Source organism: Stenotrophomonas sp. Steno-Z4, from assembly GCF_056393145.1.
Window position 1 is genome coordinate 180894 of sequence record NZ_JBWJPC010000002.1, and the last position, 12676, is coordinate 193569.

Annotated in this window: 9 protein-coding genes; 4 read left to right on the forward strand and 5 right to left on the reverse strand. The window is 66.7% G+C overall.

Features of this window, described 5'->3' with window-relative positions:
- Positions 1-118: 118 nt before the first annotated feature.
- Positions 119-1747, reverse strand: coding sequence for a TldD/PmbA family protein (locus AC06E7_RS07250; RefSeq protein WP_478063801.1), 1629 nt, complete (start codon positions 1745-1747; stop codon positions 119-121).
- 113 nt (positions 1748-1860) lie between these two features.
- Between AC06E7_RS07250 and AC06E7_RS07255 the strand changes: the two genes are divergently transcribed.
- Positions 1861-2478: a DUF938 domain-containing protein gene (locus AC06E7_RS07255; protein WP_478063803.1), complete on the forward strand. Its 618-nt coding sequence runs from the start codon at positions 1861-1863 to the stop codon at positions 2476-2478.
- Positions 2479-2526: 48 nt separating this feature from the next.
- Here AC06E7_RS07255 and AC06E7_RS07260 read toward each other — a convergent pair whose 3' ends face one another.
- From AC06E7_RS07260 to AC06E7_RS07270, 3 genes are all read right to left on the reverse strand, one after another.
- Positions 2527-4158 (reverse strand): phospholipase effector Tle1 domain-containing protein, encoded by a 1632-nt coding sequence (locus AC06E7_RS07260; protein WP_478063805.1) that lies wholly within the window; start codon positions 4156-4158, stop codon positions 2527-2529.
- A gap of 17 nt (positions 4159-4175) precedes the next feature.
- Positions 4176-4871, reverse strand: coding sequence for a hypothetical protein (locus AC06E7_RS07265; RefSeq protein WP_478063806.1), 696 nt, complete (start codon positions 4869-4871; stop codon positions 4176-4178).
- 399 nt (positions 4872-5270) lie between these two features.
- Positions 5271-8969 carry an indolepyruvate ferredoxin oxidoreductase family protein gene (locus AC06E7_RS07270; protein WP_478063808.1) on the reverse strand — a complete coding sequence of 1233 codons (3699 nt, stop codon included), beginning with the start codon at positions 8967-8969 and terminating at the stop codon, positions 5271-5273.
- 160 nt (positions 8970-9129) lie between these two features.
- Here AC06E7_RS07270 and AC06E7_RS07275 point away from each other — a divergent pair, with 160 nt between their 5' ends.
- Complete coding sequence (locus tag AC06E7_RS07275; RefSeq protein ID WP_184126281.1) at positions 9130-9768, forward strand: tetratricopeptide repeat protein; 639 nt, start codon at positions 9130-9132, stop codon at positions 9766-9768.
- A gap of 66 nt (positions 9769-9834) precedes the next feature.
- Here the strand turns inward: AC06E7_RS07275 and AC06E7_RS07280 are convergent, their stop codons facing one another.
- Positions 9835-11319 (reverse strand): AAA family ATPase, encoded by a 1485-nt coding sequence (locus tag AC06E7_RS07280; protein WP_068848215.1) that lies wholly within the window; start codon positions 11317-11319, stop codon positions 9835-9837.
- A gap of 131 nt (positions 11320-11450) precedes the next feature.
- On the opposite strand from AC06E7_RS07280, the gene AC06E7_RS07285 reads away from it, so the two are divergent.
- Complete coding sequence (locus AC06E7_RS07285) at positions 11451-12080, forward strand: ParA family protein (RefSeq protein WP_217538716.1); 630 nt, start codon at positions 11451-11453, stop codon at positions 12078-12080.
- Between the two features lie 16 nt (positions 12081-12096).
- Complete coding sequence (locus AC06E7_RS07290; RefSeq protein WP_068848219.1) at positions 12097-12573, forward strand: SixA phosphatase family protein; 477 nt, start codon at positions 12097-12099, stop codon at positions 12571-12573.
- The last annotated feature ends 103 nt before the right edge of the window (positions 12574-12676 follow it).

A 12676-nucleotide genomic window follows, 5' to 3' on the forward strand; every position in this document is an offset into this window, starting at 1 on the left:
TCTCCACGTCGGTGTGGGGGTGGCAGGAACAAGGCGGGATCAGCGGTACAGCGGTGCATCGATTCTTGCGGGCGCGGCGGTCCAACGGTAGTGACGTTTGGCACGGTGGCCGGGCGGCTCAGCCCAGGCTGCGTGCGGTGTTGATGATGTTGATGCCGTCGAAACGCGTGGTCGCCGAGCCGTGCGACACCGCCGAGACCTGGCCGGGCTGGCCCTTGCCATCGAAGAACGAACCGCCGAAGCGGAAATCGCGCTCGTCGCAGATCGCGCTGCAGGCGTTCCAGAACTCCGGCGTGCGGATCTGGTACGCGGCGTCTTCGACCATGCCGGCGATCTGCCCGTTCTTGATCTGGAAGTACAGCTGCCCGCCGAACTGCGCGTTGAAGCGCTGCTGGTCGATGGAATACGAGCCGCGGCCGTGGATGTAGATGCCGTTCTCCACGTCCTTGATCATGTCGGCCACGCTCAGCGGGGTCTTGCCCGGTGCCAGCGACACGTTGGCCATGCGCTGGAACTGCACGCTGGACCAGGAGTCGGCGTAGCTGCAGCCATGCGATTCGGTTTCGCCCAGCAGGTGCACCTCATCGCGGGTGGCCTGGTAGTTGACGAGGATGCCGTCCTTGACCAGGTCCCAGCGCTTGGTCTTGACCCCTTCGTCGTCGTAGCCCACCGCGCCCAGGCTGCCCGGGGCCGTCTTGTCGGCAAAGAAGTTGACCCGCTCGCTGCCCCAGCGGTAGCCGGCGTCGCGCTTGTCCAGGGTGGCGAAGCTGGTGCCGGCGTAGTTGGCCTCGTAGCCGAGCACCCGGTCCAGCTCCAGCGGGTGGCCGACGTTCTCGTGGATGGTCAGGAACAGATTGGACGGGTCCAGTACCAGGTCGTACTTGCCCGGCTTGACCGACGGTGCCTTGAGCTTCTCGCGGGCGTGGCGGGCGGCGGCGATGGCATCCTCCACCGGATCGTACGAGTCACGGTAGGCGGTGATCCCGCCGGGCAGCTGGATCTTGCCGCTGGCGTCGCCATCCAGGAATTCATAGCCCATGCCCATCGGCGAAGACAGCCCGGCGCGGGTGCGGAACTTGCCGGTGCCCTTGTCGATGGCGGTGGCGGTGAACGGCAGCCAGATGCGGTGCACGTCCTGGTCGATGAACGAGCCATCGCTGGAGGCGAAGTACTTCTGCTCGTTGACCAGGAACAGGGTGGAGTTGATGAAGTCTGCGCCGGCGTTGGTCGCGGCCGCATTCAGGCTCAGCAGCAGGTCGACCTTGTCCTTGATCGGCACCGCCATGGCGTTCTTGCGGATCGGCGTCTTCCAGCTCACATCGCCCACCCCCTTGACCGGCGCCAGCTGTACCGGGCGGGTCTGGATGGTGGCGTTGGCACGGGCGATGGCGGCGGCCTGCTCCACCGCGGCCAGGATCGCGGTCGGGGTCTGCTGGTGGGTGGCGGCAAAGCCCCACGCCCCATTGACGATGACCCGGATGCCGATCCCGGACGATTCGCTGTTGGTGACGTTCTGCACCCGCGCCTCGCGGGTGATCACCGCCTGGTTGAGGTAGCGGCCGATGCGGACGTCGCAGTAGCTGGCCCCGGCCCGTTTGGCGGCAGCCAGTGCGGCTTCGGCCAGCGCCTTGTTGCGGACCGCGTTGGCCGGCTCGAGCAGCTGCTCGGCGGCGATCAGGCGGGCGTGCGGCACCATCAGGCCCGCCAGGCCCATGCCAGACAGCGTCAAAAACTCACGGCGTTGCACAGCGTTCGATTCCCCGGGAACGATCAGCCTTCGACTGTCGTTTGCGACCCGGTGCTGGCACAAGTGACTGCGGTCATGGTTGGATGTGCGCTGATCCGACATTTCCGAACGTCATGAGCCAACAACGCTGGTCCGAGGCCTGCGAGCGCAACCGCGACCCGATCCTGGCGGTGCTGCGCCGCCTGCTGCAGGACCGCCACCGCGTGCTGGAGATCGGCAGCGGCACCGGCCAGCACGCAGAGTACTTCGCCGCCCAGCTGCCGCACCTGCAGTGGCAGGCCAGCGACCATCCGGACTACCTGCCGGGTATCGCCGAGCGCCTGGCCGAGGCGGGGCTGCCCAACGCATCGGCGCCGTGGCCGCTGCAGGCGGTACTTGCGCCGGTGCCGGGCCTGGCCCCACTGCCGGCGTCCCCGCTGGGCTTCGATGCGGTGTTCAGCGCCAACACCCTGCACATCATGAGCTGGCCGCACGTGCAGGCACTCTTCGCCGGGCTGCCGGCGGTGATGGCCGACGATGCGCTGCTGTGCGTGTATGGCCCATTCAATTACAACGGTAACTACAGCAGCGACAGCAACCGGCAGTTCGATGGGTGGCTGAAGGCGCGGGACCCGGAATCGGGCATCCGGGATGCCGAGGCGGTGGATGCGCTGGCCGCAGCGCAGGGCTTGCGGCTGGTTGACGATGTGGCGATGCCGGCCAACAACCGGCTGCGTATCTGGCGGCGGTGACACGCAGGCCGGGCCAGCGCGGACACGCATGGCGTGTCCCTACGTTGGTTACCGTGCAAACCCGCCCAGCGTCGGCTCTGGCGCCTGCTGTGGGGTGGCGTGCTGCAACTGGAACGCCTGCTGCTGCTCGATCTCAGCAGCTGCGGCCTCCACTTTCTGGTCCGACACCGCTACGGGGGTGTGCTTGGCCAGTTCGATATCAAACGGCACCCGCTGCTGGTCATGCGGTCCGCTGCCATGCTGGACAAGGAAGGCGTAGCCCTTCGATCCGAACACAACCTCATCGACGCGGGAGATCTCGCTCCCCTGCAGCGGGCCGTCGTTGCTGCCGGGATACAGCGCCTGGCGCGTCTCCCGGTTGTCCATCGCGCAGGCCAGCGCCGAACGGCAGAACTGTTCCCGTTCCAGCCCGTTCGCGAAGCTGACCTGCCCCTTGTCCTCGGCGGCCTGCACGCCTTCCCGGATGCGGGCCAGCGTGGGATTGTCCACGTGACCGGGGGCGTCCGGCGCCTTCCGCTGATCGCGCTGCGCGGCCAGCTCCACCAGGGCCTGCAGCTGCGCCTGTTCCGCCGGATCGGGCTGGATGGAGCGGTGCTCGAACCGCGCCGCCAGCGCCTGGTCAATCGGCTCGGAGTCGTTGCACGGATCGACGATCTTGCAGTTGGCCAGTGCATCACGCAGATTGCGCTCGCCGTCGCGGTCGATCTTCAACCCGTACAGCGCGGTCGCGCCGCCGGCCTGGTACAGCGTCATCGTATCGAGGTCCATCGGCACGGCGCGCTTCTCGAACAGTGGCTGGTCGCGCAACGTGTTCAGATAGTCGATGGCGGCGTTGCCGGTCAGGATCTCCAGGCCAGCATCACGGTTCCCGCCGCCCACGTTGGAATGGCCACCTGGCGCGGCGACGTTGATCGCACGCCCATCCGGCGTCATCCCGGGATCGTTGATGGCCTGGTGCGGAAACAGCTCGCGCTGCTCATGGGCGGCCATGATCGCCACGCGCGAGATCACGCTCGGTGGCAGGCGGGCGTCGAAGTTGGCGGGCATGTTGGTCGCCACTGGATCCAGCAGCAGGGTGGCCTGTGCGGCTTGGCCTGGCGGCACCAGTGGTGGTAACCGGCTGATGACGCTGATGTTGCCGTTCCTGTCATGGCCAAACCCAAGGCCCTCTTCAGGAACGATGCCGTACTCATCAATCAACCGGAGCAGGCCGGCCGTCTGTACCGCGCCACGGCTGTAGCCGATGCCGACGACGCGGATTTCGGCTTGAGGGTCGTTGTTGACCCAGGCACTTGCCTGAACTGCCAGGTCGCGATACGCGCTCTTTATTCCATCCTCCCATGAGTACGCAATCAAACCGTCGAACGCCCGGCCGACGGCATTGCTCTGGGTCCCGATGCCTTGCGAGTAGTGGGAGCCGATTCGATTTCCTGCGTCCTTCTCCAGACGATCTGCCTGTTCAAACAACAGTCCAACAGTAGTTGGTGCGCCCAGTCGGGAGTTGTTGAGGTCCTGGCCAGTGCCATCGAGAAAGGCCAGATACAGGTACTCGTGAGAAGCATTGCCGCGCTGCAAGACAGGAACCGAGAGTTGCTCCAACTCCTGTCGTAATGCCTGCTCCATCTGAAGATCACCGGCGGTAGCCGGCCGGCTGCCGCCCTTGGAACTCACCTTCCCCATGGCAAAACTCCTTTTGCTCAATAGCTGTATGTCTTCACCAGAACAAGATCGCGACGCGAGATGCTGTGTTGGTTTCCGGGCTTCTGAAGGTGCTTCGTTGGTACGGAAGCCCTCATGTAAACGCGGATGACACGATCATTCACCTCGAGGAGAATCGAAGGCGGGCTCTCGTTCCTTCCATCAGGAAGGTCAGCAACCTCCTCTTTAGGAACAAAATGCCGGATGAGTCCATCCTTGAAGATGTCTCCGATATCAATCTCGGCTTCGAGTGAAGTGCCATCCTTGGAAACCCAGGAGACTTTTGCGGCAGGTGGGAAATTCCTGATTCCACCGTGCCCGCCCATCCAACCTTCAAGGTAGTCGGCTCCGTATGTCGAGGCAGGCGGCGAGGGTCGAGCGTCACCGTGGCGCAGGTTGTCGTACACAACTTCACACTCACGAGTGTCGTAGCAGCGAGCGCTGAAGCTATGCTTCTCAAACCGCAGCGGCCATTCCACCGGCTTGTAGTTCATCTTCGCCGAGATGGCGGGATCGCCCTCGGACACCAGCTCACCGCTGGTCACGACCGGAGGGTCGGGGTAGGTATAGCGTGCACCGTGCATTGGCTTGCTCTCCTGAATCTCCGTGGGCTGGGACGTTGCCGCCCCGGGCGTTGCACAAGCAGCCAGCGCGAGGCTTGCGACAGCGGCGACCTGCAGGGGCATCTTCGGCATGTCAGCTTCCTTGTCTTTGCGCCCTTAGGGCATCGGTGTTTCCCGCAACAGGGCGTGCGGCTTGCGCTTGTGCAGCGTCGGCGGGTCACCTGGCAGGCGTGATGCAAGTGTAGCCTCAGTGTGGGCCGTGACAGGAGCGGCATTGCGCCGCCGTGGTGCAACGTGGAATGAGTGGCACACTTTCGGTGTGCCGGACCCGTGCGACACAGCGGCGGCGGACGGTAGAGCGGACCGTTGGTCCGCTGCCTTTCGCGGGATGCCGGAAGCTGCGAACGCGGGCGGCAGCGCGCTTCGCGCGCAGCGGACCAACGGTCCGCTCTACCCTGGGGGTGCGCGTGCGTTCCGGGTGTCAGGGCGGTGCGTTCGAAAACGCATCGCCCTGCTACGCAGGGTCAGCGATTACGCCACCTGCACGATATGCAGTGCCTTCGGGTTGCGCCACTGCGCCAGCAGCACCGCTTCGCGTGCCTTGGCCTTGTGCAGGTGCGCTTCCTTTACATGCCCATAGCCGCGGATATGTTCCGGAATGCTGGCAATCTCGACCGCCAACGCAACGCGGTCATCGCTCAACCCTTCCAGCAGCATTGCTACGGTCTGTTCGTAATCGGCAATCAGCTGGCGCTCGCCCCGGCGCTCTTCGGTGCGGCCGAAAATGTCGAACGTGCCACCGCGCAGGAACTTAAGCTTGGCCAGCAGGCCGAACGCCTTGAGCATCCACGGCCCGTATTCCTGCTTGATCAGGCGGCCCTGTTCGTCCTTCTTCGCGAACAGCGGCGGGGCCAGGTGGAAGTGCACCTGGAAATCGCCCTCGAACTGCTGCTCCAGGCGGCGCTGGAATTCGCCGCTGGTGTACAGGCGCGCCACTTCGTACTCGTCCTTGTAGGCCATGAGCTTGAAGTAGTAACGCGCCACGGTTTCGGTCAGCGCGGTGCTGCCGGCCTTGTCCCACTCCGCCGTGCGCACGCGGTCGACCAGCGCCCGGTAGCGCGCGGCATAGGCCGCGTCCTGGTACTCGGTGAGGAAGCGCACCCGGCGTTCCACCAGCTCATCCAGCGAACGCGACAGGCGCTCGTCATCCAGCGGCAGGAACGCCACGTCGCTGCCGCCGCCATGCCCGGGCAGGCCGCGCAGTTCGCGCTCGTCGCCGGTCTCGCGCGGCGCGGCGGTGGCGCCCCATTCGTTGCCTTCCCACTCGCCCGGCGGCAGGTCGTGCAGCGGGCCCGGGGTGCGCTCGGCATCGGTATGGCCGTTGCGGACCAGACCGGCGGCCTGCTGCACCGCCTGCGGATCCACGGCGGCCAGCCGGCCCCACGCGAATGCCTGCTGGTTCATCGCGACCGCTGCGCCATTGAGCTCGACCGCGCGCATCAGCGCCTCGAACGAGATCGGCACCAGCCCCTGCTGCCAGGCGTAGCCCAGGATGAACAGGTTGGAGGCGATGGCATCGCCGAGCAGCGCGGTGGCCAGCTGGGTGGCATCCAGCAGCAGCGGGTCGCGGCCGCCCAGTGCCACGCGGATGCCGGCAATGATGTCGGCCGCCGGGAACTGCATGTCCGGGCGGGTAGTGAAGGTGCCCGGCATGGCTTCATAGGTGTTGAGCACCACCTGCGAGCGCTCGGCGCGCACCTTCGACAGCGCCCAGTAATCGTTGACCACCACCATGTCGCAGCCCACCACCAGGTCGGCTTCGCCGGCGGCGATGCGCACCGCATGGATGTCTTCCGGACGCTTGGCGATGCGGATATGGGTGGTGACCGCGCCGCCCTTCTGGGCCAGTCCGGTCTGGTCGAGCACGCTGGCACCCTTGCCTTCCAGGTGCCCGGCCATGCCCAGCAGCGCGCCAATGGTCACCACGCCGGTGCCACCCACGCCGGTGATCAGAATGTTCCAGGGCTGCTCGAGCGTGCTGCGGAAGGTCGGCGCGGGCAGGTTGTCGAGCAGGCTGCTGCGCTCGCTGCGCGAGCCCTTGCGCAGCGTGCCGCCGTGCACGGTGACGAAGCTGGGGCAGAAACCGGTGGTGCAGGAATAATCCTTGTTGCAGTTGGACTGGTCGATATCGCGCTTGCGCCCGAATTCGGTTTCCTTCGGCAGCACCGACACGCAGAAGCTCTTCTGGCCGCAGTCGCCGCAGCCCTCGCACACCAGTGAATTGACCACCACGCGCTTGGGCGGGTCGACCAGCTTGCCGCGCTTGCGCCGGCGGCGCTTCTCGGTGGCGCAGGTCTGTTCGTAGATCAGGATGCTGGTGCCCTTCACTTCGCGCAGCTGCTTCTGTACCGCATCCAGCTCGGCGCGGTCATGGAATTCCACGCCCTCGGGGAACAGCTCGCGCTTGTTCCACTTGCCGATCTCATCGCTCACCAGCACGATCGTCTGCACGCCTTCGGCGCGCATCTGGTGGGCGATCTGCGGCACGGTCAGGGTGCCGTCCACCGGCTGGCCGCCGGTCATGGCCACCGCGTCGTTGTAGAGGATCTTGTAGGTGATGTTGACCCCGGCGGCAATCGCCTGGCGGATCGCCAGCGAGCCACTGTGGAAATAGGTGCCATCGCCCAGGTTCTGGAACACGTGTTCGGTATCGGTGAACGCGGCCTGGCCGGCCCACGTCACGCCTTCCCCGCCCATGTGGGTGAAGGTGTCGGTGCTGCGGTCCATCCAGGTGACCATGTAATGGCACCCGATCCCGCCCAGCGCACGCGAGCCTTCCGGCACGCGGGTGGAGGTGTTGTGCGGGCAGCCTGAGCAGTAATGCGGCACGCGCGGGAAACTGGCGCGCGGCAATGCCAGTTCGGCCTCCTTGGCATCCATCCAGCGCAGGCGCTGTTCAATGGAGTCGTTGGTGAAGAACTTCTGGATGCGGCGGCCGATCACGCCGGCAATGGTGGCCGGGGTGAGTTCGTTGGTGGACGGCAGGATCCACTGGCCGGCTTCGTCGTACTTGCCGACGATGGACGGGCGCTGGCCCCAGCTGGCCGGCCAGTTGTAGAACTGTTCCTTCATCTGGCGCTCGATGAAGGCCCGCTTCTCCTCCACCACCACGATGTCTTCCAGCCCTTGGGCGAAGCGCGCGATGCCTTCCGGTTCCAGCGGCCAGGTCATGCCGACCTTGTACACGCGGATGCCGATGTCGGCGCAGGCGCGCTCGTCAAGGCCCAGGTACTCCAGCGCCTGCAGCACGTCCAGGTAGCTCTTGCCGGTGGTGACGATACCCAGCCGCGCACGCGGCGAATCCATCACCACCCGGTCGATGCCATTGGCCCGCGCGAACGCCTGGGCGGCCTTGACCGCATAGCGGTGCAGGCGCATTTCCTGGTCCAGCGGCGGATCCGGCCAGCGGATGTTGAGCCCGCCGGCGGGCATTTCGAAGTCTTCCGGCAGCACGATCCGGCGCGCGAACGGGTCCACCTGCACCGACGCGGACGATTCCACCGTCTCGGCGATGGTCTTGAAGCCGATCCAGCGCCCGGTGTAACGGCTCATGGCCCAGCCGAGCAGGCCCATGTCCAGGATGTCCTGCACGCCGGCCGGGTTGAGCACCGGCATCATCGCGCTGACGAATTCATCTTCGCTGCCGTGCGGCAGGGTGGAGCTGCGGCAGGCGTGGTCGTCGGCGGCCAGCGCCAGCACGCCACCGTGCACGGACGTACCCGCCGCATTGGCGTGCTTGAACACATCGCCGCAGCGGTCCACGCCGGGGCCCTTGCCGTACCACATGCCGTACACGCCTTGGACCCTGGCCCCGGGGAACAGGTTGGTCTGCTGGGTGCCCCAGACCATGGTCGCGCCCAGATCCTCGTTGAGGCCGGGGGTGAACTTCACCTTCGCCGCCTCCAGGTGCTGGCGGGCGCGCCACAGTTCCAGGTCGAAGCCGCCCAGCGGGCTGCCGCGGTAGCCGCTGATGAAGCCGGCGGTGTCCAGCCCGGCGGCCTGGTCGCGCAGTCGCTGCATCAGCGGCAGGCGTACCAGTGCCTGCACCCCGCTCAGGTAAATGCGGCCATCGGTACGGGTGTACTTGTGGTCCAGCGTGTAGCTGTCGTCCAGCGGCCCGGCAGGCAGGTTGGCGGACGACGGCGAGGTGAGTTCGGCGGTACTGGTCATGGCTGGCCCGTGCTGACGGCTGGCACGGCCACCGCGAGGGCGGCCGGAAAGGGCGGAATTGTATCAGCCGGGCATTTTCTGGCCTTCGGGACTCGCACCGCGGGCGAGCTGCGGTTAGGATCGGGGAGGGAGGTTGTTGTGACAACCTGGGGGAGTTTGTATGGCAGTGGCAAGAAAGATGCTGACCGGCATGGTGCTGGCGGCGGGGATGAATGTGTTCGGGGCGGCAGCGCAATCGTTGCCGGCATTGCAGGAGTTCTACTTCGATGACGACGTGGCTGCGGTCACGCCCGTGGTCGTGCCGGCCGACAGCAGCGATGTCGTCGACCAGCTGATGAAACAACGCGAACGTGGCCGCAAGGCGCTGGAAGCCACCGTGCAGCTGGCCAGCGTGGCCTATGCACAGGGCCGCCCGGAGCTGGGCCGCGAGCTGTACGCCGATGCGGAAAAGAATGCGCCGGGTACCTCGGTGCCGGGCCGCATGGTGCGCTGGAACCATGGCTGGGATCTGTTCCGCCAGGGTGACGCCGAGGCGGCCCTGGTGCAGTGGCACAGCGCCCAGCAGGGCCTGCGCGGCAACGCATCGTGGGTGCCGCAGACCTACGCGCTGGCGTTGTGGACGCTGGGTCGCAAGGACGAAGCGGTGAAGTGGTACGCCGCCGCCGTGCGCACCGAGCCGCAGCGTTGGAGCACCAGCGACGGCTACGCGCAGGCACTGCCGGGCTGGCGCGACAGTGAACGTGCCACCTTGGCCGAAGTGCAGCAGGCCTGGGCGGCGCAGCCGCCGGCTTGGCCGTAACACCCGCAGGTTACGCCGGCTTCGACCCTGCTCGAAGCCGGTGGCCGCACCGTGCTGGAGCGTGGTCTATTCGTCCGCGCTGACGGTACGCCCGCGTGCCCAGTCGCGCAGGCCGTTGACCTGTTCGGCCATCAGCACCGACAGCGGGCGGCTGCCGCGGATCTCGGTCATCAGCAGTTCGGTGTCCAGCGCACGTTGTTCGGCATGTGCCGCATACAGCCCGGCCACCACGGCCTGTTCGATTTCCGCGCCAGAGAAACCATCGCTGGCCGCCGCCAGCGCCGGCAGCGCGAAATCGTCGGCATTGAGCGTGCGCCGGCCCAGGTGCAGCCGCAGCAGCTCCACCCGGGTATTGGCATCGGGCAGGTCGACGAAGAAGATCTCGTCGAAGCGGCCTTTGCGCAGCAGCTCCGGCGGCAGCTCATGCACCTGGTTGGCGGTGGCCACGATGAACACCTGGCTCTTGCGCTCGGCCAGCCAGGTCAACAGGTGACCCAGCACGCGCCGGGACACGCCGCCGTCCTCGCCACCACTGGCCAGCCCCTTCTCGATCTCGTCGATCCACAGCACGCACGGCGCCAGCTGCTCGGCCGAGGCCAGCGCCTCGCGCAGGTTCTTCTCGGTTTCGCCGTGGAACTTGTCGTACAGGCTGCCGAAGTCCAGGCGCAGCAGCGGCACCCCGAAGCCGGCGGCGGTGGCTTTGGCCAGCATCGATTTGCCGCAGCCCTGCACGCCCAGCAGCAGCATGCCCTTGGGCGGGTCCAGCCCGGCCGGGCCCTGGCCGCCCAGGAACACCGGGCGACGCTGGTTGACCCAGCGCTTGAGCCGGTTGGCCCCGGCCACGTCGGCGAAGCGGGTGGTGTCGTATTCGTAATGCAGATGCCCGGCGCGGTTGAGCAGCTCGAACTTCAGCTTCGCCAGCTGCGGCAGGTCATCCTGGCTGATCGCACCGTCGGCGAAGATCAGCTGGCGGGCGATCCGCCGTGCATCCACCAGGCTCAGCCCGCGCAGGTTGTGCAGGATCTTCTTGACCGCATCGTTGTCCACTTCAACCCGGCGGCCGCCGTTCTCGCGCGCATAGGCGGCCACTTCCTCGCGCAGCATCTTGAGCAGCGCGTTGGGGTCGGGCAGGCGCGGGTTGAAGCGGGTGGCCAGCGCCTCCAGCTCGGCCGGCAGCTCCACCTTGGCGCCGATCAGCACCAGTACGTGGGCCTCGCAGTGGCGGCGCTGGATCAGGTCGCGCAGCGCGCGCTGGTGGCTGGCATAGCCCAGGTAAGGGTGGAAATCGAGCAGCAGGTAGATGCCGCGCTGGTCGGCCTGGCGGATCATCTGCAGGGCCGAACTGGCATCGGGCGGGCCGACCGCGTCGTCCTCGCGGTCCATGTCGATCCGGCGCAGGCCTTCGGTGATGGACCAGCGGTGCAGGGCCCGCCAGACATGCATCAGGGTCTGCCGGAACAGCTCCACCACACGACCCTCGTCCTGGGTCTCGATCACGATCAGCGGGGTATTGGCGCGGATCAACGCGCTGAGGTCCTGTAACTCGCTCATGCCGGCTTGCAGTCCATTGGATCGCGCACGATAGCAAAGCGGCGCGGGATGCAGGAGGTTCAGCCGCGCGACTATCTCCATCACGGAGGGCGGTGTACGCTCGGGTCACGTTCCCCGGAAGCGAGGCTGGCATGAAGACGATCCTGGTAGCCGGTTCCAAGGGTGGGGTGGGTAAATCCACCATTGCCACCCACCTGGCGGCGCAGGCCGCCCTGGCCGGCAAACGGACCGTACTGGCCGACGCCGACCCGCAAGGCTCCAGCACCCGCTGGGCAGAACGCCGTGCCGGGCTGGAAAGCGCGGTGCTGCCCATTGATGCCAGCGGCAAGCACCCGCTCAAGCACGTGCCTGACGACACCGAGGTATTGGTCATCGATGCCCCCGCCGGCGCCCGCGCCGGTGAGCTGGACGCCTTCCTGGACGTGGCCGACGCGGTGGTGGTGCCGGTGCTGCCCTCGGCGCTGGACATCGAAGCCATCGTCGGCTTCCTGAACACCCTGTCCAAGGTGCCGCGCGTGCACAAGCGCAAGCTGCCGGTGGGGCTGGTGCTCAACCGCACCAAACCGTGGACCCAGACCTCCCGCCAGGCCGAGCAGATGCTGGAGGAGTGGCCGTACCCGGTCGTTGCCAAGCTGCGCGATACCCAGGGCTACGTGGTCATGACCGGCCTGGGCCGAAGCCTGTTCGATTACCGCTCCGCGCAGGTGCGCGAGCACCAGAGTGACTGGGAGCCACTGTTGAAGTGGTTGAAGATTGCCTGAGCCAGAAGAGAGCCTTATGCGAGAACTGATCCTGCTGCGCCACGCCCATGCCGAACCTGCGGGTACCGGCCAGGCCGACCTTGACCGGCCGTTGTCGTCGACCGGGCTGGCCGAAGCCGAAGCCGCCGGCAAATGGCTGAAAGAAAACAACCTGCTGCCCGACTGCGTGCTGTATTCACCCGCGCGGCGTACCCGCGAGACCCTCGAAGCGGTGCTGGGCGTCATCGGCAACGTTGAAAAGCGCTTGGACGACGGGATTTACGAGGCGACGCCCGGTGCATTGGCTGCCCTGGTCGATGACCGCAGGGACGTGGATCGGCTGCTGGTGGTCGGGCACAACCCCGCACTGGAGCAGCTGGTGGCGCTGATGAGCGACGGCAGCAGCAGCGAATACCGCGGCATGGCCCCGGGCGGGATAGCGGTACTGCAGATTCCCAGGGACACTGCCATCGAGCCCGGCGTTGCGAGCCTGACCGCGTTCTGGTGGCCGTAAGCCGTGACAGCAGTACGAACCCTGTTGTGCTGTCTGCTCGGGCTGGCGGCGGGGGCGGCGCGTGCCGAACCCCCGGTGACGTCCCTGCCCCCGGCCCAGGCCG

Bases quoted from the DNA above. Each gene is read 5' to 3' on its own strand.
- AC06E7_RS07255 (WP_478063803.1), top strand. From the start codon at position 1,861: ATGAGCCAACAACGCTGGTCCGAGGCCTGCGAGCGCAACCGCGACCCG.
- AC06E7_RS07260 (WP_478063805.1), bottom strand. From the start codon at position 4,158: ATGGGGAAGGTGAGTTCCAAGGGCGGCAGCCGGCCGGCTACCGCCGGT.
- AC06E7_RS07265 (WP_478063806.1), bottom strand. From the start codon at position 4,871: ATGCCGAAGATGCCCCTGCAGGTCGCCGCTGTCGCAAGCCTCGCGCTG.
- AC06E7_RS07270 (WP_478063808.1), bottom strand. From the start codon at position 8,969: ATGACCAGTACCGCCGAACTCACCTCGCCGTCGTCCGCCAACCTGCCT.
- AC06E7_RS07275 (WP_184126281.1), top strand. From the start codon at position 9,130: ATGGCAGTGGCAAGAAAGATGCTGACCGGCATGGTGCTGGCGGCGGGG.
- AC06E7_RS07280 (WP_068848215.1), bottom strand. From the start codon at position 11,319: ATGAGCGAGTTACAGGACCTCAGCGCGTTGATCCGCGCCAATACCCCG.
- AC06E7_RS07285 (WP_217538716.1), top strand. From the start codon at position 11,451: ATGAAGACGATCCTGGTAGCCGGTTCCAAGGGTGGGGTGGGTAAATCC.
- AC06E7_RS07290 (WP_068848219.1), top strand. From the start codon at position 12,097: ATGCGAGAACTGATCCTGCTGCGCCACGCCCATGCCGAACCTGCGGGT.